At 55.8% G+C, this 22,102-nt stretch carries 17 protein-coding genes and 1 tRNA gene; 15 read left to right on the plus strand and 3 right to left on the minus strand.

Annotated elements, in window-relative coordinates:
• Positions 1-47 precede the first annotated feature (47 nt).
• Positions 48-992: an IS5 family transposase gene (locus tag K325_RS0100005; RefSeq protein WP_029652210.1), complete on the plus strand. Its 945-nt coding sequence runs from the start codon at positions 48-50 to the stop codon at positions 990-992.
• A 402-nt stretch (positions 993-1,394) separates the two neighbouring features.
• Here the strand turns inward: K325_RS0100005 and K325_RS0100010 are convergent, their stop codons facing one another.
• Complete coding sequence (locus tag K325_RS0100010; protein WP_029652211.1) at positions 1,395-1,772, minus strand: hypothetical protein; 378 nt, start codon at positions 1,770-1,772, stop codon at positions 1,395-1,397.
• A gap of 237 nt (positions 1,773-2,009) precedes the next feature.
• Here K325_RS0100010 and K325_RS0100015 point away from each other — a divergent pair, with 237 nt between their 5' ends.
• From K325_RS0100015 to K325_RS0100025, 3 genes are read left to right on the plus strand one after another with little or no spacing between them, the layout of a single operon-like run.
• Positions 2,010-4,418: an ATP-binding protein gene (locus tag K325_RS0100015; protein ID WP_029652212.1), complete on the plus strand. Its 2,409-nt coding sequence runs from the start codon at positions 2,010-2,012 to the stop codon at positions 4,416-4,418.
• Between the two features lie 38 nt (positions 4,419-4,456).
• Positions 4,457-5,077 (plus strand): response regulator FixJ, encoded by a 621-nt coding sequence (fixJ, locus tag K325_RS0100020; protein ID WP_029652213.1) that lies wholly within the window; start codon positions 4,457-4,459, stop codon positions 5,075-5,077.
• A 51-nt stretch (positions 5,078-5,128) separates the two neighbouring features.
• Positions 5,129-6,697 carry an ATP-binding response regulator gene (locus K325_RS0100025; RefSeq protein WP_029652214.1) on the plus strand — a complete coding sequence of 523 codons (1,569 nt, stop codon included), beginning with the start codon at positions 5,129-5,131 and terminating at the stop codon, positions 6,695-6,697.
• A 15-nt stretch (positions 6,698-6,712) separates the two neighbouring features.
• On the opposite strand, the gene K325_RS0100030 is transcribed toward K325_RS0100025, so the two are convergent.
• Entirely contained in the window at positions 6,713-7,588 is an 876-nt protein-coding gene (locus K325_RS0100030; protein WP_029652215.1) for a MaoC family dehydratase, read from the minus strand.
• Between the two features lie 236 nt (positions 7,589-7,824).
• On the opposite strand from K325_RS0100030, the gene K325_RS0100035 reads away from it, so the two are divergent.
• Together K325_RS0100035 and K325_RS0100040 are read left to right on the plus strand one after the other, a co-directional pair.
• Positions 7,825-8,856 (plus strand): AraC family transcriptional regulator, encoded by a 1,032-nt coding sequence (locus K325_RS0100035; protein WP_029652216.1) that lies wholly within the window; start codon positions 7,825-7,827, stop codon positions 8,854-8,856.
• Between the two features lie 115 nt (positions 8,857-8,971).
• Positions 8,972-9,048: transfer RNA gene (locus K325_RS0100040), tRNA-Asp, on the plus strand.
• Between the two features lie 35 nt (positions 9,049-9,083).
• Here K325_RS0100040 and K325_RS0100045 read toward each other — a convergent pair.
• Positions 9,084-10,130, minus strand: coding sequence for an AraC family transcriptional regulator (locus tag K325_RS0100045; protein ID WP_029652217.1), 1,047 nt, complete (start codon positions 10,128-10,130; stop codon positions 9,084-9,086).
• 135 nt (positions 10,131-10,265) lie between these two features.
• Here K325_RS0100045 and K325_RS0100050 point away from each other — a divergent pair, with 135 nt between their 5' ends.
• The 9 genes from K325_RS0100050 (at position 10,266) to K325_RS0100095 (ending at position 21,984) form a co-directional block, all read left to right on the plus strand.
• The gene (locus tag K325_RS0100050) at positions 10,266-12,329 is read left to right on the plus strand and encodes an NADPH-dependent 2,4-dienoyl-CoA reductase (RefSeq protein ID WP_029652218.1); all 2,064 of its coding nucleotides are present in this window, start codon (positions 10,266-10,268) and stop codon (positions 12,327-12,329) included.
• A gap of 132 nt (positions 12,330-12,461) precedes the next feature.
• Complete coding sequence (locus K325_RS0100055) at positions 12,462-13,697, plus strand: hypothetical protein (RefSeq protein WP_029652219.1); 1,236 nt, start codon at positions 12,462-12,464, stop codon at positions 13,695-13,697.
• A 130-nt stretch (positions 13,698-13,827) separates the two neighbouring features.
• The gene (locus tag K325_RS0100065) at positions 13,828-14,712 is read left to right on the plus strand and encodes an NAD(+) kinase (RefSeq protein ID WP_029652220.1); all 885 of its coding nucleotides are present in this window, start codon (positions 13,828-13,830) and stop codon (positions 14,710-14,712) included.
• A gap of 6 nt (positions 14,713-14,718) precedes the next feature.
• Entirely contained in the window at positions 14,719-15,732 is a 1,014-nt protein-coding gene (locus K325_RS0100070; protein ID WP_029652221.1) for a metallophosphoesterase, read from the plus strand.
• Positions 15,632-16,423 (plus strand): rhomboid family intramembrane serine protease, encoded by a 792-nt coding sequence (locus K325_RS0100075; protein ID WP_084694133.1) that lies wholly within the window; start codon positions 15,632-15,634, stop codon positions 16,421-16,423. Before K325_RS0100070 ends, K325_RS0100075 begins: the two co-directional genes overlap by 101 nt.
• A 168-nt stretch (positions 16,424-16,591) precedes the next feature.
• Positions 16,592-16,888, plus strand: coding sequence for a YeaC family protein (locus K325_RS0100080; RefSeq protein WP_029652223.1), 297 nt, complete (start codon positions 16,592-16,594; stop codon positions 16,886-16,888).
• The gene (locus tag K325_RS0100085) at positions 16,885-17,721 is read left to right on the plus strand and encodes a DUF2797 domain-containing protein (protein WP_029652224.1); all 837 of its coding nucleotides are present in this window, start codon (positions 16,885-16,887) and stop codon (positions 17,719-17,721) included. Before K325_RS0100080 ends, K325_RS0100085 begins: the two co-directional genes overlap by 4 nt.
• Before the next feature lie 31 nt (positions 17,722-17,752).
• Complete coding sequence (gene pepN, locus K325_RS0100090; RefSeq protein WP_029652225.1) at positions 17,753-20,392, plus strand: aminopeptidase N; 2,640 nt, start codon at positions 17,753-17,755, stop codon at positions 20,390-20,392.
• A 203-nt stretch (positions 20,393-20,595) separates the two neighbouring features.
• Positions 20,596-21,984: a DUF1329 domain-containing protein gene (locus K325_RS0100095; protein ID WP_029652226.1), complete on the plus strand. Its 1,389-nt coding sequence runs from the start codon at positions 20,596-20,598 to the stop codon at positions 21,982-21,984.
• The last annotated feature ends 118 nt before the right edge of the window (positions 21,985-22,102 follow it).

A 22,102-nucleotide genomic window follows, 5' to 3' on the forward strand; every position in this document is an offset into this window, starting at 1 on the left:
ATCAGCGATAATACGGCCATCGTCAACCGCATAGGATCGTTGCCACCATGGATCAGATCACTTTCTCCGAAGCCGAGTACCAGACCAAGAAGCGCAAAACCCGCCGCGAGATCTTTCTGGAACGGATGGACAAGCTGATTCCCTGGAAACAGCTGGAGAAGAAGGTGGCCCGATATTACCCCAAGGGTCAGAACGGACGCCCTCCCTATCCGTTGTCTGCCATGCTGCGTGTTCACTGCATGCAGTTGTTCTACAACCTCAGTGATCCTGCCATGGAAGACGCGCTGTACGAGATCGAATCCATGCGTCAGTTCGCCGGGCTGAAGCTGGACCGTCTGCCGGATGAAACCACGATTCTGAAGTTTCGTCATTTCCTGGAGCAACATGGCCTTGGCAACGTGCTGTTCAAAGAAGTGAACAAGCACCTGGAGAAAAATGGCCTGATGCTGCGTGAAGGCAGCATTGTGGACGCCACCATTATCTCTGCGCCCAGCTCCACAAAGAACAATTCTGGCAAGCGAGATCCTGAGATGCACCAGACCAGAAAAGGCAACGAATGGCATTTTGGCATGAAGATGCACATTGGTGTCGATGACACGCTGGGTCTGATCCACAGCATCGACACCACTGCTGCCAATGTTCATGACATCGTGCCTTCCGGCAAGCTATTGCACGGTGAAGAGCAGCGAGTATTCGGTGATGCCGGCTACCTTGGCCTCCAAAAATGGGCGGAGCATAAAAACCGCAAGAACGTGTCCTGGTTTATCGCCAAGCGCCCTGGTGCTCGGAAAACCCTGGATGCCGACAAGCTGAAAGCCGAGAAAATCAAAGCCAGCATCCGCTCAAAAGTGGAACATCCGTTCCGGTACATCAAACAGGTCTTCGGCTACAGCAAAGTCCGCTATCGCGGCTTGGCCAAGAACAACAACCGGCTGCATTTGCTGGCCGCGTTCAGCAACCTACTGATCGGTGAAAAATACCTACTGGCGTAGGGCCAGTGCGCCTGTTTTCCGCCAAAACGGCGGTAGACGGGTAAAAAACAGACAAACAACGGGAGGGTAGTGTTTGAATTCTCGATCTTTTGCCGGCTCATGCCGATGAAAATTGGCGGTTATTCAGACTCTCCCTAACTCCCCAGGAATAGAGGTTGATACGAGTGGTGTGAACTATGGCAAAGGTCACGGTCATGCTCCCAACTAACACGCGCTATATACAGATGAATTATTGACTGCGCTCATGATTTACCGTTGAGCCCAGCGTTGAACACACAACCTGAAAGTTCGCTTTGCGACCATAGCGGCCAACTTATGATGTCATTGCGACTGTTGGCTGGCGTCAGCGCCTGTCGCTCGCAGGCAATCGTCAGGAGCCGCTGATTTTCCGGGGTGATCTGATCAGCACGCGTAGCGGTTGTAGAAGCCTTCGATCCGGGACAGGGCGTTGTCCATTGAGCGGGTGTAGGCGTTTTTGTCGAGGCAGTAGGCAAACTGCAGGCTGATCCGGTAGCCGGCCTGAAACGGCTGGCAGGCAATGGCCCGGGCGCCGATACCTTGCTCATTGATGTACTTGCCTTTGATATCCAGTATCAGCCGAACCCCTGCGTCGACCGGTCGCGGGCAAAGAACCGCCATGCCGTACCGGTTCATGTCCAGGCAGGTGACGCTCACCGGATGTCTGCCCCGGGCAAAGAAGCCGTATTCACGAAGCTGGACCTGAAGGCACGAGGCGGGAAAACGATCCTTGATGCGGCGGTCTGCCGAGTGATTCGTCATTTTCTATTCACTGCGTGTCTTGTCGTTGTTGTTGCCGGGAAAGGCCCGGATAGAGAAGTGTAGTAATCGATGCTCTGGATGAAAAATAGCCAGCGCATGATTTGTGAACGGGTTGGCATTTGAGGTCTCGCGGGAGGCCTTTCGATAAAACCGGACGAGGTACGCGACAGGCCCGGCCCCAGGCACTACAATGGCCAGCCTGAAATCCTACAAAACTGACCGTAATGGGAAGCCGATTTGAAGTCACTGCCTCTGCACCAGCTGTATAAAGCCTGCGTCCTCAAAGACCTTCCGTTCAAAACCACAAGGCAACTGGAACCCCTGGCTGAAATTGTTGGCCAGAACCGGGCTCAGGAGGCGGTGCGCTTTGCTCTGGCGATGCCCCATGGCGGCTACAACGTGTATGCCGTTGGCCGAAACGGGTTGGGTAAGCGCACCATGATGCTGCGTTATCTGGAGCATCATGTGGATACCCGGCAGCAGAGCCACGACTGGTGTTATGTCGCCAATTTTGAGGAGCCTCGCAACCCGAAACTGCTGCAGTTGCCGGGCGGGCTGGGTACCCAGCTCAAGCAGGATATGGAAAAGCTGATGGCACGCCTGGTGAAAACGATTCCCCAGACGTTTGACAGTGACAGCTTTCTGGAGCGCTCAGAGCAACTCAAGAACGATTACGGCCAACGGCAGGAAGACGAGCTGGCGAAACTTGCAGCCCAGGCAAAACGCAAGAAGGTAAGGCTGACGGTTACCACGCCGGGAGGCTATCGTCTGGTGGCCATGAATGGCGACGAGCCCCACACCGCTGAAAGCTTCCAGGCTCTGACGGAGGAGCAGCGGGACAAGTTTGAGGATTCCATTAACAAGCTTGAGAAGAAGCTGCGCCAGGCCCTGCGGAAAATGGCAGACTGGGAGCAGGAATACGCCGACAAGCAACAAGCTTTGAATCAGGAGACCCTGGAGGGGATCTCCGGGCACCAGATTGATGAGTTGGTGCAGACGTATCGCGAGCAGCCGGATGTCGTCGCGTATCTGGAAGCGGTGCGCAAGGATCTGGTGGATAATCTGGATATCTTTCTGGAAGACGATGAAGAGCAGGCCGCCATTGCCTGGGCGTCTCTGGACAAAAAGATGCCCCGGCGGTATCTGGTCAATCTTCTGGTGCACCAGAAAACCAACGAAGTGCCGGTGGTGGTGGAGGATAACCCTACGTACCACAACCTGTTTGGCTACGTGGAAAATGTAACCTACAAAGGGACGGTGTTTACCGACTTCTCGCTGATCCGCCCCGGCAGTCTGCACCGGGCCAACGGTGGATATCTCCTGATGGACGCCATCAAGGTATTGGAACAGCCGTTTGTGTGGGACGGTTTGAAGCGTGCGCTGCGCTCAAAGTCCATCCAGATCAATTCCCTGGAGCGTGAGCTGACCCTTTCCGGGACCATCTCGATAGAACCCGAAGCGGTGCCTCTGGATGTCAAGATTGTCCTGTTTGGTGACCGGGAAACCTGGATGCTGCTTCAGGAGTACGACTCTGAGTTCGCGGAGTTGTTTCGGGTGACGGCTGATTTCGAGAATGAAATGTACCGTACGGAGGAAAGTCAGCTTCTGTATGCCAAGTTTATTGCCAGCCTCGTGGTGGAAAAACAGCTGCTGCACTGCACCAATAAAGCGGTGGCGCGTATCATTGAGCATTGCGCGCGTATGGCAGACCATCAGGACCGGTTGTCTTTGCACGCGGCCGACATCGCCAACCTCTTGCGTGAGTCGGATTTCTGGGCGCGCCAGGCTGGTGCCCGGCTGATCTCAGAAGTGCACATTGAACGGGCGCTGGAAAGCGCACGTTATCGCAGCAGCCGGATCCGCGATCAGTTCTACGATTCCATTCGCGACGGTTCCACGCTTGTGTCCACCACGGGAACCTGCGTGGGCCAGGTCAACGCGCTGTCTGTGCTGTCGACCGGCGGTTTTGAGTTCGGGTTGTCCAACCGGGTAACCGCCAGCTGTTATTATGGCGATGGCGGGGTGATGGATATTGAGCGGGATGTGAAATTGGGCGGGAATATTCACTCCAAAGGCGTGATGATCCTCAGCTCCTGGCTGGCCTCGCATTTTGCGGTCGATGATCCGATGCATTTGTCAGCCAGCCTGACCTTTGAGCAGAATTACGGTGAAGTCGATGGCGACAGCGCCTCGCTTGCAGAACTCTGTGCGCTGATCTCCGCCTTGTCGGAGATTCCGGTGCGTCAGGACCTGGCGATTACCGGGTCGGTTAACCAGTTCGGTGAAGTTCAGCCAATCGGTGGTGTTAACGAAAAAACCGAGGGCTTCTATGCGACCTGTGAACTCAAAGGTGGCCTCACGGGCACCCAGGGCGTGATCATTCCGTCGACCAACGTCCAGAATCTGATGCTGGACAGCGAGGTGGTCCAGGCGGTCCGGGCTGGTCGTTTTTCAGTGTATGCGGTTGCCCGGGTAGAAGAGGCGGTTACACTGTTACTGGGTAAGCCTGCCGGTAAAGCCGATGACAAAGGCAGGTACCCGAAGCAGAGCGTTTTTGGCATTATCCAGCAACGACTCGAAAAAATGCGTGAGCACGAGCGGCAGGAACAGGCTCGGGACGATCATAAAGATCCGTCCATTCACTGACCGGCACCATAATAAAACGGACAGGAGATTACAGATCCATGACTGACATCCAGCAAACTGTGTACGTGGTAGAGGACGATGAAGCCGTTCGTGATTCTCTTGAACTATTGCTGAAATCCGATGGCAAGCCGGTGAAACCCTACGAGAGTGCCAACGCCTTTCTGAAAGACTATTCCGACAAAATGGCCGGTTGTATTGTTCTGGATATCCGTATGCCCGGCATGGATGGCATGGAGCTGCAGAAAAAACTGAACGACAAGCACTCGATTCTGCCCATTATTTTTGTAACCGGCCATGGAGATGTCCCGATGGCGGTGGATGCGATGAAGGAGGGGGCGGTTGACTTTATCCAGAAGCCCTACCGGGAAGAGGCGCTGCTGGAAAAAATTGAGGCAGCGCTGGAGCAGGATCTTGAGCAGCGGAAATCTCTGGACGAAAAGCAGGAAATCATCCGCCGGGTGAAGAGCCTGACGCCTCGTGAAAGAGAAATTATGGATCGTATGATTGCGGGCCAGGCCAACAAGGTGATCGCCATCGAGCTGGAGATCAGTCAGCGCACGGTTGAAATTCACCGCTCCCGGGTTATGCACAAGATGGGTACCCATTCATTGGCTCATCTTGTACGTATGGTTCTGTCCGTAAAGGACCTTATCGACTAGGTTGGCCGGCGCCGTCATTATATCTGAACGTTTTTAACCGGCCGTATTTCTATGACTGAAACTGTCAGTGAGAACTCTGAGGTCACCGTTCTGCTGGTGGACGATAACCCGCAGAACCTGAAAGTCCTCTACGAGACCCTGAAAGACAAAGGTTACCGGTTGCTGATTGCCAATGAGGGCGAGAAGGCACTGGATCTTGCCCATCGACATCATCCGGAAGTGATTCTTCTGGATATCATGATGCCTGAGATGGATGGTTATGAAGTGTGCGAGCGCCTCAAGGCTGATCCGCAGACGGCGGATTGTGCCGTGGTGTTTCTGTCTGCGCTCGATGATCTTCAGGCCAAGGTCAAAGGTTTCTCCCTTGGCGGTGCGGATTATATTTCCAAACCCTTCCAGTCTCAGGAAGTCATTGTTCGGGTTAAAACCCACGCACAGGTGATTCGTCTGGAGCGTGAGCTTCAGGCGAGGAATCGGGAACTTCAAAGCGACCAGACCCGGATTCTGAACTCGATCAGCGAGGGCATCTATGGTCTGGATGAGCATGGCGTTATCGAGTTTGCCAACCCGGCTGCAGCGATGATCATGGGGTGTCCGGTTGAAGATCTGATTGGTCAGAATTTCTTTGAACGGCATTTTTCCACCGCGGCTGAGTCCGAAGACAACCTGCCGGTGATGGCTACCTGCCGGCAAGGTGTGGCAGAAAATCAACGCAATATCCGTATGCTACGGTCTGACGGTTCGGGGTTCCCCGGTGAGTACCGGTCGACACCAAAACTTGATAATGAGGAACTCCATGGCGCCGTGGTGGTGTTCCGGGATATCACCACAGAGCTTGAGAACGAGCAGGCGCTGGAAGACGCCAGGACTATGGTTCAGGAGCAGCGCGATCAGCTTGCTCATACTTCCCGGTTGAGCACTATGGGAGAGATGGCGGCGGGATTCGCCCACGAAGTCAATCAGCCGCTGACCGCTATTACCAACTATGCCCGTGTGGCCAAGCGGATGATGGGCAAGGAGCAGCCAGACCTGGTTCTGTTGCAGGAGACTCTCGATAAAATCGAGGCTCAGTCTCACCGCGCCAGTGAAATTATTCGTCGGATCCGGCGTTTCATGAAGAAGCCCGCCACTGGGAAAGAAGTATTGGCAGTGCCTGGCCTGCTGGATGATACCCGTCAGTTTGCCGAAGTGGACATGCGCAATAACGAAGGCGGTATTGAGGTTCAGGTGGAGGAGGCATTGCCAGAGGTGCTGGCTGATCCGATCCAGGTTCAGCAGGTGGCGTTGAACCTGATCCGCAACGCTCTGGAGGCGACCCGCAGTGCCGGAGTCTCAGCGTCGGTGGAGGTGAGCGCCCGTCAGTGTGGCGACAAGTGTGTGCGCATTCAGGTGAGGGACCACGGTGTCGGGGTCTCTGAAGAAGACGAGGAGAAGCTCTTCCATCCCTTCCACACCACCAAAGACGATGGCATGGGGATCGGTTTGGCGACTTGCCGGTCGTTGATTCAGGCTCAGGGTGGAGAGATCGGCTATGAGCGCCCGGAAGGCGAGGGTGCCTGCTTCTGGTTTACCCTGCCGATAGCCGGAGCCCAGGGTCCGTCCTGCGCTCCGGAGTGCTGAGTTCGCAATACCTTCCTATAGCCAGTCGACGCACCCCGTAAAGTGAGGTGCGTCGCCTCCTGCATTCAGCAGTTGGTAGTCCCACCTGTCGTCACCGGTTTTCCAGTTCAGTATGGCGGCCCCTGGAAGCAGCAGAGGTTTCTTGAATTGACAGCTGGCACGGACCGGGCCTTCTTTCCAGTCTTTTTGTGTCTCCAGAAGAGCCAGGGCTCTGGCCTTGCTCCACATGCCGTGTGCGATAGCTCTGGGGAACCCGAACGCTTTTGCGCTGAGCGCATGCAAGTGAATCGGGTTTCTGTCGCCGGAAACCTTGGCGTATTGGCGCCCCAGGTTCTCTGGTGCCGTGATGGTTTCGGAGCAAGGGTAGTTCGCCAGCGGAGGCATCTGCTTTGTGGCCTGGTTGCTGGTTGCTGGCTTCTTCCGGAACAATGTGGTGCTGGCTTCTTCCCAGACCAGTCGCCCTGAGGCTCTGGCTTCCGTTACCAGATCAAACTCCAACCCCCGTTCGGTGCTCTGCTGATTGGCCAGGGTAACGTGCAGGTCCAGGTTTTCTCCTGTGCCCAGCGGGCGGTGTTGGGTAATGGTGTTGCGAAGGTGTACCAGGCCCAGAAGCGGTAGAGGGAAGGCGGGCTCTGTCAGAAGCTTCAGGTGCAGGGGGAAGGCCAGAATATGTGGCCAGGTGATCGGCAGAGTGGCTCCGTGGCGAAAGCCACAGAGTGTCCGGTAGTCTGCCAGCGTTGGCGTATCGGTTGATACGCCTAGCAGATGGGCCTCTAGCGCAGGGATGGCAGGTTCGGCTTCTTGGCCATGCCTGTTTTTGGGCAACAGGGCCTTCCCATACAGTGGCAGCAGGGCTGGCGGGGTGTGCCGGTAGACCATTGGCTTTGGCATGGTGGCGCTCTCCTTCGGTGGCCGGAGGCCTGAATTCGTGTTAGCTGATTGTGACGGCATGGCGGTTTATTCTGGGTATGACCAAATTTCGGTACAACTGTGCCTCAGTGGCCTGATATGCTCTAATGTACGACTAAAGTCTGGCAAACCCGGCCAGACGTGGCATTGACCTTGCGTGCTCCGGAGCCTGTCCGGCGGGTCAAAGTAGTAACCAATAAATAAAAAAGCGGGATACTATGCAGGAATTACGTGATGCAGGCGTCATGCTGCGCCTGATATACGAGGCAATGAAGCGTAAGGGTGTCGATACCGATGCCATTTTTAACCGCCTTGGCGTTGACGAGCAGTATGTATACACAGATCAGTTAAGAACGCCCCACAGCGCTCAGCTTTATTTCTGGCAGGCGGTGGAGGAGGTGTCGGGGGACCCGGATGTGGGGCTTCACCTAGGGGCAATGTTGCCCGCCTATAAAGGGCAGGTGCTGGAATATCTGTTCCTGAGCAGCCCCAGTTTTGGTGAAGGCTTGCGGAGGGCGCTGAACTATCAGCGTCTGTTGAGTGATGCGGCCAATACCGAGGTCTTTGTTGACGGTCAAGAAGCCTGCATGGTTCTGGATGCTGCGTCTGAAGAAGTACGGCGGTTGCGGCATTTCAATGAGTGTTTTGTCCAGGGGGTGATTACATTCTTCCGGTCGATAACCGATGGCAATTTTTACCCGTCGAGAATTGAATTCGAGCACGAACGCGAACAGGGGCAGGACCATGTTCGTGAGGTGCTGGGGTGTGACGTGGTTTTCGGCGCCGAAGAAAATCGCCTGTATTTCCCCACGGAATTTATGTCTCACGCATCCCCTCACGCTGAGCCGGAGTTGCTGGCGCTGCATGAGAGGTTTGCCAGCGAGCAGGTTGCCCGGCTTGAGAAAAAGGACATTGTCGGGCAGGTGGAGCGAATTATTGCTGAACTTCTCGATAGTGGAGAAGTTACGCTGGATGCTGTTGCTGAAAGGTTAGGCATCAAGCCTCGCACGCTGCGGACCCGGCTGACGGAAGCTGAAACCAGTTTCAATCAGGTCTTGGCGGATTTTCGGTACCGGCTGGCCCGCCAGTTGCTCGCAACCACCGACGAATCCATTGATGAAATTGTTTACCTGACCGGGTTCTCGGAGCCCAGTACTTTTTATCGTGCGTTCAAACGCTGGTCTGGGATGACCCCCATTGAATACCGGAAAACCGCACAGGGTAAGGACGCCATGGTTGATGCCATGTAGTCCGGCCCGGAAAATTGAAAAAAGTTTTGAAAAAGCGTTGACATAAACGAGGGCCTCTATATAATGCGCCCTCGTTGTCACAGAGCAATCGCAAGAAAGCTCAGGCACGCCGCGCGGAGCGGTAGTTCAGTTGGTTAGAATACCGGCCTGTCACGCCGGGGGTCGCGGGTTCGAGTCCCGTCCGCTCCGCCATTTTCCTCCCAGGATTATCTTACCTTTCAGTTTTTCTAATCTGTGTTCATTCTGAGCTTCTTTCTGTGTTCGCCCGGGCTGATGTTGTGCCATCGTTGGTAGGCCTTATGAAAAGCCGGCGGGTTGGCAAATCCGAGCAGCCAGGCAATTTCCGCCAGTGAGCTGTTTGTCTCTTTCAGATAGTCCACCGCCAGTTGTTTGCGTGTGGCATCCAGCAATTGTCTGAAGCCGCTGCCTTCCTGTGCGAGTTGTCGCTGTAGTGTCCAGGGTGTCACGCCCAGTTTTGCCGAGAGCGACTCAAGAGAGGTGTTGCCGCCTACCAGCAGGGGGGCAATATGGTGCCTGGCCCGGTCTGCGGTGCTCCAGCCTCGCTGCATTTGCTGCAGCTCCAGTTCACAAACATTCGTTAGTTTCTCATGCATGCCTGCATGGGCCTGCAATGGGAGCAGTCCCCAGACCTGCTCTTTGATGCGTATATCATTAGTGCTTGCACCAAACTCCACCGGGCAGCGAAACCAGCTTTCAAACACGTCATCCAGCCCTCTGGAAGGGTATTCAATTCTCACGCGATCCAGAACATCGTAGCGGCCGGTCATATGGCGGATAAGTTGTGTCCAGCCAGCGAGCACCGAATCCACCACAAAGTAGTTGTATGCGTTGTAGGGGCGGATGGAATAAAAGTGGATAGAGCGCTGGTGTCGATGAACGCCGGGAGCTCCCCGGGAATTGCGGCTGGTCAGCAACGAGAATCGCACCAGGGTTTCCATCGCCTGGCCAACCGTTTCGGCGGTCTCTGCGCAGAGACCGGCGATGCCGGCGTCGACCGGCCGGGACAGGGCACCCATGCGCAGGCCTATAGCCGGGTTGCCCGTGGCGTTTATGGCTGCGTGCCCCAGGCGCATGAACCTTGGGATACTGATGCGGGCATCGGTTGCTGCCGATTCCGGGGCGTTGAGATGAAAGCTGGCTTTCAGCCGTTCCGGGTTGGCACCCTCTGCCGCCACGGCCTTCAGCAGGACGGAGACGTAAAGAAGGCTGATGTCGCCCAGAGCATTCTGGGTCTGCGTACCGGGTTTGTGCATGCGCCCATTATCGATGTTATCCGGGGATAATCAAATGTTGTTTTAGGATATTGTTGGGCGGTGTATGGCCAGTTAGTGTTAGGGCCATAATAAATGGGGCATTTGCCCCGTGGTTGATCAGATGAGGAGCATTCCATGACCGCAGCTGCTGGCGAAAGCAAGTATCCGAACCTCTTGAAGCCGTTGGATCTCGGCTTCACCACCTTGCGTAACCGCACCCTGATGGGGTCTATGCACACGGGGCTTGAAGAAGTTAAAAACGGTTTTGATCGTTTGGCAGCATTTTATGCTGAGCGCGCCCGTGGCGGAGTAGGCCTTATCGTGACCGGGGGCATTGGTCCAAATACCGAAGGGGCGGTTTTCCAGCATGCTGCCAAGATGAGCACCGAGGAAGAGTCGGACCGGCACAAGGTTATTACCAGGGCTGTGCATGACGAAGGTGGCAAAATCTGTATGCAGATTCTCCACGCGGGCCGATATGCCTACTCTCCGGAGCTGGTCGCGCCGTCTGCTATTCAGGCGCCTATCAACCCGTTCAAACCCAAAGAACTGGACGAAGCCGGTATTCAGAAGCAGATTGATGACTATGTGAACTGCGCAGCTCTGGCTCAGCGCGCGGATTACGATGGTGTTGAAATCATGGGCTCGGAAGGGTACTTCATTAACCAGTTTATCGTCTCCCATACCAACCAGCGAACAGACCAGTGGGGTGGCAGCTACGAGAACCGTATCCGGCTGCCGATTGAAATAGTGCGTCGTGTGCGTGAGCGCGTGGGTGAGAACTTTATCATTGTCTACCGCCTGTCCATGCTGGATCTGATCGAAGATGGCAGCACCTGGGAAGAAGTGGTGCACCTGGCCAGGGAAATCGAAAAAGCCGGTGCAACCATCATCAATACAGGGATCGGATGGCATGAGGCGCGGGTACCAACCATCGCAACTTCGGTGCCCCGTGCGGCCTTTACCAAAGTGACGGCTCGCCTCAAGGGTGAGGTCAGCATTCCTCTGGTGACGACCAACCGCATCAACATGCCGGATGTTGCCGAAAAAGTGCTGGCCGAAGGCGATGCCGACATGGTTTCCATGGCGCGTCCGTTCCTGGCAGATGCTGAGCTGGTCCTGAAGGCAGAGCAGGATCGTGCCGATGAGATCAATACCTGTATTGGCTGCAATCAGGCGTGCCTGGACCACACCTTCAGTGGCAAATTGACCTCTTGTCTGGTGAATCCCAGAGCGTGTCACGAGACCGAGCTGGCCTATGTGAAAACCTCGCAGCCAAAATCCATTGCGGTGGTTGGTGCCGGCCCTGCGGGCCTGGCCTTCGCGACCGTTGCCGCCGAGCGTGGTCACACGGTGACGCTGTTTGATGCGGGCAGTGAAGTTGGTGGTCAGTTCAACGTTGCCAAGCGAATTCCGGGTAAGGAAGAGTTCTACGAAACCCTTCGTTATTTCCGAAAAATGCTGGACAAGACCGGCGTGGATGTTCGTCTGAACACTCGTGTGTCTGCAGAGGATCTGAAGGCCGGTGGGTTTGATGAGGTGGTACTGGCGACCGGTGTTGAACCTCGCACTCCGGACATTGAGGGGATTGATCACCCGAAAGTCATTGGTTATCTGGATGCGCTGCTGGAGCGCAAACCGGTAGGCCAGAGGGTTGCGGTGATTGGCGCTGGTGGTATTGGTTTCGATGTTTCCGAGTTTGTTGTCCATAAAGGGGAGTCACCGTCCCTTAATACCGATCACTTCATGCAGGAGTGGGGGGTGGATCTGTCTGTTGAGCATCGCGGCGGTATTAAAGGCATGACGCCAGAGGTGCCTGCACCGGCTCGGCAGGTATACCTGCTTCAGCGCAAGGCCTCCAAAGTGGGTAAAAATCTGGGCAAAACCACGGGCTGGATCCACCGGACGTCCCTGAAAAATCGAGATGTTCAGATGGTACCCGGTGTCAGCTATCGCAAGATTGACGATGAAGGGCTGCACATTACGGTAACGCCGAAAGGTGCGGAGCAGGGGCAGGACAGGGTTCTGGCCGTTGATACTATCATCGTCTGTGCTGGTCAGGAGCCGCTTCGGGAGTTGCAGGCTGATGTGGAATCCGCTGGCATTCCGGTGCATCTGATCGGTGGTGCCGACGTGGCAGCCGAGCTGGATGCCAAGCGTGCCATTAATCAGGGTAGTCGACTCGCTGCAGAGATCTGATCACAAATCGTTGCAGTTTTTCGCTGTGTTTCGGGGCCTGTCTGGCTAGACTAGTCAGATAATGGTTGAATTGGAACCAACGGGCGCCGACCGGCGTCCGGAATTCAGATTCCCGAGGCACGGAGAAGTTTGATGGTAAATGCCGGGCAGGCCGCCGATGGCTATTCGGCGGTCTTTTTTGTGGAAGGCAATCAGATTGCCCGGCAGATGAGGCTGTCGGAGTTTGGCGCTTTTCTGGATGGCTACGTTGGCCTTTCAGACCTGGCGGAGACGGATGTCCGGGCGGTCCTGGTGAACCTGAGCCCGAACCTGAAGGTGACGTCTCTGGTCTTCTTCCGCATCTGGTTTGATGATGAGGGCCGGGCTGACAGCCACTGGAATGTGCCCATTGAATCCCTGGCCGATCAGGGCGCCAAGGGGCCAAACATGGGTGGCGGAGCCATCAGGCTGGTCTGCCGGAGTCAGTGTCCCGCTCCGGAGTTCGCCAATGAACTGTGGGATCCGGATATGACTCCGGGCAATAACCACTTTCAGGCCATTCGCAAAGCGGTGGATGCCAACACGCTTCGGTTTCAGAAAATCGAACCTGAAGAAGAAAATATCCCGGTACTTACGGCAACCTCATCTTCGTCAGAAGCCGGCGAGGGCAGCCGGGACCGGGCCCGCCTGGCTCAGGTGCTGCGTGAACAGCGCCTGAGAATCAAAACGCTCCAAAGTGTACATCGTGATTCGCTGGCAGACCTGCAGCGAGAGCATCGTCTTGAAATGCAGGGGTTGCGCGGCGAGATGGCGGATCTCGAGCAGAGGTGTGAGCGCCTCAGGCTCAGCAACGAGCAGCTCAAGCAGCGATTGTCCCAGCGCAACGAACAGTACCTGAGCATGCAGGAAAAGATGGCAGAGGGGCGTGAGGACCAAGGGCGGGAAGATGCCAATGCCAGCGCTGAGACCGTGTTGTTAAGGGAGCAGCTGGAACGTAAACAGCGTGAGCTGGAGCTCCGTGACGAGAAGATCGTTGCCCTGGAGCAGGACAGGCACGACCTGCTGCACCGTCAGCCTCCGGAGGAATCGTTACTGGAGCAGCTTCGGGCGCAGTCGGTCTTTCTGGTGGCCTACCACCCGGGTGTGGGGCACATTACCTTGCCGTATGAAGAGATTGATACCTACTTTGGCAACCCTCTTGGGTATGCCGCAGAGCGCTGCAGCCTGAACGAACCGGCCTATCGTGAATGGCTGGCCCACTATGAGCATCCCGTTTGTAATCACGTTGATGAAGATGGGAGGGCCTGCGGAGAGCCCATCATGCGGATAACCCAACCTGCCGAATTCGAGCCGGGTCGTGATGACCGATGCGAGCATCATCAGGCCTGATCGTCATCTTTTTTCAGAATCTGCCCGAGTTTCGTTAAACTGTCCTTCTGTTCCTTATCGATCAGGGAGTCTGGCATCCCGTCCGGGGGGCCGGTACTCTCTGCTCCATTCAGAGACCACGGGATACTTCATGGACCAGTTCAGGAATATCGGCATCGTCGGGCGCATGGGCAGCGTCAAGGTCGTTGAGTCGCTTCGGCAGCTCAAGCAGTACCTAACCGCCAACAATTATCATGTGATTATTGAGGAAGATACCTCAGCCATGATTCCTGGCCACGGTCTGCAGGTGGCCAGCAAAAAGCTTTTGGGGGAAATCTGTGATTTGGTCATCGTGGTCGGCGGTGACGGCAGTCTGCTGGGCGCGGCCCGGGAACTCGCCAAATCCAAGATTCCCATTCTGGGGGTTAACCGGGGGCGTCTGGGGTTTCTGACGGATATCTCCCCCTCAGACCTCGAAGAACGTCTGGCCCAGGTGCTGGCAGGTAATTACATTGAAGAGTCCCGCTTTCTTCTGGATGGCCATGTAGAGCGAAACGGCCAGCCCTTAGGTTATGGCTCGGCGCTGAACGATGTGGTTCTGCACCCGGGGAAATCAACCCGGATGATTGGTTTCGATCTTTTTATTGATGGCCACTTTGTCTATAGCCAACGCTCGGACGGTTTGATTGTTGCCACACCAACGGGGTCCACGGCGTACTCACTGTCAGCAGGGGGGCCGATTATGCACCCTAAGCTCGATGCCGTAGTTCTGGTACCGATGTTCCCCCATACCCTCAGCAGTCGTCCGATCGTTGTTGATGGCAAAAGCGAGATCAAGCTGGTGATCGGGGAAACCAATGAAACCTACCCACAGATCAGCTTCGATGGTCAGATGAATATCGCCTGTGCGCCTGGCGACATCATTCGAATCACCAAAAAACCATTCAAGATCCGTCTGATTCACCCCACCGATCATAATTTCTACGCGACCTGCCGGGACAAACTGGGCTGGGCAAGCGAAATAGCAGCGAGTTGATTGATTATGGCGGCAATCAAGACAATCGCAGATCGCGGTTACGACATCATTGGTGATATTCACGGCTGTTCACACACGCTGGAGCGCCTGCTGGAGCAGATGGGGTACCGGAAGCTCAACGGGATCTACCAGCACCCAAGGCGTCAGGCCATTTTTATTGGCGATATTATTGACCGGGGGCCAAGAATTCGGGAATCGCTGCATCTGGTTCGGGATATGGTCGAGCATGGTTTTGCCCGGATTGTCATGGGGAACCATGAATACAACGCCCTCGGGTATTGCACTCGTGCCCGGCCTGGCAGCGGCAAAACGTTCCTGAGGGAACACAACCCGCGGCATGACCGACTGATCAAGGAAACCCTTGAACAGTTCGATGCGTATCCTCACGAATGGAACGAGTTTCTGGAGTGGTTTTACACGATTCCGCTCTTTATTGAGGAAGAGAATTTTCGTGTGGTGCATGCGTGCTGGGATCAGACACTGATTAGTCAGTTTCGTGAAAACCACGGCGGGGCCTGCATTGATGAAGACTTCCTGCATGCCTCCGCCGCGATCGAGTCGTTTGCCGGCCAAGTGATGGATACGCTCCTGAGGGGGACCGATCTCAGATTACCGGACGGCATGTCGATCACAGGGCGTGACGGGTACGTTCGCCAGTTTTTCAGAACCAAGTTCTGGGCCGATCAGCCGGACACCTATGCGGATGTGGTGTTTCAGCCAGACCCTCTGCCAACGGAAGTGGCCGGCATGGGCCTGACTGACGATGAGCGCAAACAGTTGATTACCTATCCGCTGGAGGCGCCTCCGGTGTTTGTTGGCCATTACTGGATGGATGGGGCGCCAGCACCGCTCAAACACAACGTGGCCTGTATTGATTACAGTGCCGTCAAGTATGGAAAACTAGTGGCGTACCGCTTTGATGGGGAGAAAGTGTTATCCCGGGACAAGTTTGTCTGGGTTGACGTTGATCGTCCGGAACAGCCGGACTATCCCACCAGTGAAGATAGCGTTGCCCGCTAAAACAAGAGAGGTTTACTTGGATAATTCGTCGCCTTCCCCGATCACGCCCAATGGGCGCTGGCAGCCTGCACCGCGCCACGCGCCCCTGGTGATTGCGGTCATTATGATCGCGATTGCCATGGTTTGGCTTACCGGCATGGGGCAGAGCAAGTTGGCAGCCTCCATGATGATTGTCGACCCCCGGCCATTTCCCTGGGGAACGTTTGAAACGCTGTCGGGGCGTCTGGATGCGCTGCTATTGACGCTTTCTGCCGGAGAGGTCTGGCGCCTGTTGACGCCGGATTTCCTGCATTTCAGCTGGACCCATATCATTTTCAACTCTGTCATGCTCTGGTTTCTTGGAAGTCAGATTGAGTGGATGGATGGGCGGATGAGGCTTGTCGCTCTGTTTTTTGCGGCCAGCCTTGGGTCGAATCTGTTGCAGTATCTGGTGTCGGGCCCCTTGTTCGGCGGCCTTTCCGGCGTTGTGTATGGCATTTTGGGGTACTGTTGGCTGAGCCAGCGCCGAATGCCGCGTTTCCAGTTTCCACCAGCACTGGTCACTTTCGCCCTGGTTTGGATGGTCATTGGGTTCACGCCGCTGCCAGAGGTGCTGGGGCTTGGACGAATGGCTAACGAAGCCCACCTGGGAGGTTTCCTCGCGGGTCTGGCTATGGCTGCCGTGTTACCCCCACGGCGTTATCTGCGATAAAAAAAAGCCCCACCGAAAGGTGAGGCTGTAAAAGAGCTTATAGCTCCTGATGAGAGAGACCAAATGATACGACCGTTGTCATTTGGTGGGTTAATGATAATCGTTATCATTTTTGATTGTCAAATAAGTTTGCCGGTTTTTAGATGAAGAAATGTTCAGGAGGCGGGAATGACATACGAAGAATTGATTGAGCGGCTGGACCCGACGGTTTACCGCAACCTGAAGCAGGCCATTGAGCTTGGCAAGTGGCCCGACGGCCGGGTGATGACCCGGGAGCAGCGCGAAATCAGCCTGGAAGCGGTGATTTACTACGAGGAAAAGCACAACGTTCCTGAGGAGCAGCGTGTGGGCTATCTGGATCGGGGAGAAAAGGCCGGTACGGCTTGTGATCCTTCGGTGCAGTTCCGAAAAGAGAAACAGAACAACGAGGCAGACCCTGATCAGTTTGTTGAGGTAAAGGTTTGACAGTTTCAACGGATGTAACCGGCCGTTTGCGGAAAATGCCGGCGGAGGCGGGAGACCCGGTGGCCTATACCCTCGCCGTTGGTGATGCCCGTCTGCCGCTGAATGAGCTTGTGGGCCGCAAGGTGAGCCTGGAGTTTGATGGTGTGATTCGTTGCGTCCATTGTGATCGCACCACCAAGAAAAGTTTCAATCAAGGATACTGCTACCCCTGTTTCCGGAAACTCGCGGCCTGTGATAGCTGCATCATGAGCCCGGAAAAATGCCATTTTCATCTGGGTACCTGCCGTGAGCCTGAGTGGGGCGAGGCCAACTGCATGGTGGAGCATGTGGTTTATCTGGCCAATTCGAGCGGTTTGAAAGTAGGGATCACACGGGCTTCTCAGGTGCCAACCCGGTGGATTGACCAGGGTGCGGTAACCGCTATTCCCATGCTTCGGGTGGCCAGTCGGTATCTTTCCGGGCTGGTGGAGGTGGCATGCAAGAGTCATGCGGCTGACCGCACCAACTGGCGGGCGATGCTCAAAGGTGATGTACCGGAACTGGATCTGGTGCAGGAGCGGGAGAGGATGCTGGGTCTGATCGAAGCGGATCTGGAGACCCTTCGGTCGCAGCATGGTGAAGATAGCATTCGGATTGTGGACGAAGCCTCACTGGGATTAGGTTATCCGGTTCAGGTCTGGCCGGCGAAAGTGAAAACCCATAATCTGGACAAAACGCCAGAAGTGGAGGGCGTACTTGAGGGTGTTAAAGGTCAGTACCTCATGCTTGATACCGGTGTGATCAATATCCGCAAGTTTACCGGCTACGAAGTCCGGTTCCGGGTTCTTGACTGAGCCCGCCATGTCTTTTGTCTGGAGAGAATGAATGCGAACCAATCAGCCGCAAACCATTTGCCTGAGCGACTATAAGGTACCGGCCTATCTGGTTGATCAGGTAGATCTTCGTTTCGAATTGTTTGAGGACGGTGCCCGGGTGCACAGTGTGTTGTCTGTGCGACGGAATCCTGAATCGTCTGGCGGAGATGAGCCGCTGTATCTGCATGGCGATAGCCTGGTATTGGAATCGGTGGCCTTGAATGGCACGCCATTGGCAGCCGGTGACTTTGACGATCTCGGGGATGCGCTGGTTGTATCCTCCGTCCCGGAAGCGTTTGAATTGCAGGTGGTGACCTGGATTGAGCCTCAGAACAACACGCGGCTGGAAGGTTTGTACAAGTCTTCGGGGATGTTCTGTACCCAGTGTGAGGCAGAAGGGTTTCGGTGCATTACATTCTACCCGGATCGTCCTGATGTCATGGCTCGCTTCCGAACCCGCATTGAAGCCGACAGGGACGCGTATCCGGTGTTGCTGTCGAATGGTAATCCGGTGGCGAAAGGAGATCTTGAAGGTGGTCGTCATTACGTGACCTGGGAAGATCCGTTTCCCAAGCCGGCTTATCTCTTTGCGCTGGTGGCCGGTGACCTGGTAGAGAAGAAGGATACATTTACAACATGCTCCGGCAGGTCGATTGATCTTCGGATGTACGTGGAGCCCCGCAACGCCCAAAAGTGTGACTTCGCCCTGGATGCCCTTAAACGATCCATGCGCTGGGACGAAGACGTGTATGGTCGGGAATACGACCTGGACATCTTCATGATTGTGGCCGTGGATGATTTCAATATGGGCGCCATGGAAAACAAAGGGCTCAACATCTTTAACTCGTCGTGTGTGCTGGCCAGCCAGGAAACGGCGACAGATGCAGCGTTCCAGCGCATTGAGGCCATTGTTGCCCATGAGTACTTCCATAACTGGTCCGGGAACCGGGTAACCTGCAGGGACTGGTTCCAGCTCAGCCTGAAAGAGGGCTTCACCGTTTTCCGGGATGCTCAGTTCTCGGCCGATATGGGGTCACCGACGGTCAAGCGTATCGAAGATGCCACGCTCTTGCGCACGGCTCAGTTTGCGGAGGATGCGGGGCCGATGGCGCACCCGGTCCGTCCTGCGTCCTATATGGAAATCTCCAACTTCTACACCCTCACGATCTACGAGAAGGGTGCTGAAGTGGTAAGAATGATCCACAACCTACTTGGAGAGTCGCTGTTCCGACAGGGGAGTGATCTTTACTTCCAGCGTCATGATGGCCAGGCGGTTACCACTGACGACTTTGTCCGGGCGATGGAAGATGCATCCGGACGGGACCTGAGCCAGTTCCGGCTATGGTATGAGCAGGCCGGAACCCCGGCGCTAACGGTAACTGATGAGTTTGACGAGGAGCGTTGTGTCTATCGCCTGACAGTGAGACAAAGCGTTCCCGATACACCGGGGCAGACTGGCAAGAAGCCTCAGCACATCCCGTTTGCGGTTGGCCTCCTGGGGCGTGATGGGCAGCCCTTGCCTCTGCTGTTCAGCGCCGGGAGCGACGACGCGCCGGTTGAGCGTGTACTGGAGCTGACAGAGCGTGAGCACTGCTTTGAATTCCACGGGGTGTCTGAACGCCCGGTGCCGTCTCTTCTGCGGGGCTTTTCGGCTCCGGTCCGGGTTCACTATCCATGGACCCGGGAGCAACTCCTGTTTCTGATGAACCACGATCCCGATGGCTTCAATCGCTGGGATGCCGGTCAGCGGCTGGCGGTTGATGTGATCCAGTCCCTGATCGTTGCGCCGGAGGCTGAGGTTGAACCGAGGCTGGTAGATGCCTATCGCTCGCTGCTCCGGAATACTGGCCTGGATCAGGCTCTGGTGGCAAAGATGCTGCAGCTGCCCTCCGAGGCTTACCTGATCGAATTGTCTGAACAGGCGGATGTTGCCGCTATTCACCGGGCCCGTGAAGCGGTGCTGAGTCATCTGGCAACCCATTTGCGTGATGAATTACTGGCATGCTACCACTGCAACTCGGCGCAGGGCGATTATCAGTTGACACCGGACTCCGTTGCCCGTCGAAGCCTCAGAAATACCGCCCTCGGGTGGTTGCTCCACATCGGGGATCAGCAAGGCCTGGTACTGGCCCAGGAGCAGCTCCGTTCTGCCGACAACATGACGGATCGGTTGGGTGCGTTGCGGGCGTTGGTGAATTCAGACTTTGTGGAAGAGCGCACTCAGGCGCTTGAGGGTTTTTATCAGGCCTTCAGGGAGGATCCGCAAGTCGTGGAACTCTGGTTCTCTGTTCAGGCCGCCAGCGTTCGGGCAGGGCAACTGCCGCAGATTACGCAGCTCCTTGAGCATGAGGCCTTTGACTGGAAAAACCCCAACAAGGTGCGATCTGTGATCGGTGCGTTTGCCTCTCAGAATCTGGCCGCTTTTCACAATCCCGATGGCAGCGGTTATGCGTTCCTGGCGACGCAGGTTTGCCGACTGGATGACAGTAACCCCCAGATTGCGTCCCGTCTGGTGACGCCGTTGACCCGCTGGCGTAAGTTTGCACCGGAATACCGGGTGCTGATGAAGTCGGCGCTGGAGCGTGTTCGTGATAAAGACCGCCTGTCGGGGGATGTGTACGAAGTCGTTCACAAGAGCCTGGCGGACTGAGGCCTACCCCTGCTCCTGGCCTGATGGGCGGGACTTTGGATCTGGCTGTGATTGAAAACCGTCGTCACAGCCGGATACAAAATCGCACTTTCGGTCGATAGACAACCTTGCCTGATCGGCTAATCTGTCAGAAAGTCTGTGAATTGCACCAGACCATAACAAAAAAGCCCACAGAGGCTTCCAGACGGATTTAAGGTTGCACAATGAGATATAACAAGAACGTATTGTTTGGCGGGTTGCTGGCGCTGTCGTTTGCAGCTTCACCGCTGCACGCGGCAGTCTCTGCATCGGAGGCGTCGCGTCTCGGCCAGGATCTCACCCCCTTCGGATCGCCCAAAGCCGGTAATGATGCCGGTACCATCCCGGCGTGGGATGGCGGCCTGACAGAGCCTCCCGCAGGTTACGACGGCAGTGGCCAGCATCATGTCAATCCGTTCCCGGATGATGAAGTGCTGTTCACCATCAATGCCTCCAATCTGGATCAGTATCAGGAGCACCTGACCGATGGTGTCAGGGCCATGCTGGAAACCTATCCGACAACCTTCCGTATTCCGGTTTACCAGTCCCGGCGGACCCATGCGGTGCCTGCCTGGGTGGCAGAAAATACCCGTAAGAATGCGGTAAATGCTGAGATCGTTGGTGAAACCGAAGGTTTGAAAGGCGCTTTTGGGGGCTATCCGTTCCCGATACTACACGGTAACGATGAAGAAAAAGCCTGGCAGGTGATCTGGAATCATCTGACCCGCTGGCGCGGTGTGTCCGTGACACGGCGTTCCAGTGAGGTCGCTGTCCAGACCAATGGCGATTACAGTCTGGTGACCTCGCAGCAGGAAGCCTTTTTCAATTTTTACAATCCTGAGGGTGGTGAAGGCGAACTCGATAATGTGATCTTCTACTACCTGTCATTTACCCAGTCTCCACCCCGCCTCGCCGGGGGCGCCATTCTGGTGCACGAGACCCTGAACCAGATCATCAACCCCCGGAACGGCTGGGGCTATAACGCTGGCCAGCGACGTGTACGCCGGGCACCAAATCTGGGTTACGACTCACCTATTGCCGCTGCTGACAACCTGCGCACGGCCGATGACACCGATATTTTCAATGGTGCCATGGATCGGTATAGCTGGAACTATGAGGGTGTTCGGGAGATTTACATTCCCTACAACAACTACCGGATTGGTGAAAAGGGGACTCCTTACTCGGATATTCTGGGGATGTCTCACCTGAACCCGGATCTGACACGCTGGGAGTTGCATCGGGTTCACGTGGTGGAAGCGACTCTGAAAGATGGTGAGCGGCACATCTACGGCAAGCGGCGCTTCTACGTGGATGCGGACAGCTGGAACACGGTTCTTCTCGATCAGTACGATGGTCGTGGTGCCCTGTGGCGCGTCACCATGGGCATTCCCAAGAACTATTACGAGTTGCCCGGAGTCTGGACGGTACTTGACGTTTATCACGATCTTCAGGCCCGTCGATACCACGTGCTGGGGCTGGATACCGAAGAGCCCAACACCCGGGTGTTCACCAACGATGTCCCGAACAAGCGTTACTTTTCACCGGCCTCCCTGCGCAGGCGAAGCGTACGCTGAGGTTTGGGCGCCGGAACGCACTGGCGCCTGAAGCCCGGGAGAAATGTCAGCCGGCGGCCCGGATGGGCTGTTGGTTTGTTTGCAAAGTCTGCTGCAGGCAACGCATGCAGATGCATCA

It is taken from the genome of Marinobacter daepoensis DSM 16072 (genome assembly GCF_000421165.1).
GTDB classification, from domain to species: Bacteria; Pseudomonadota; Gammaproteobacteria; order Pseudomonadales; family Oleiphilaceae; genus Marinobacter; species Marinobacter daepoensis.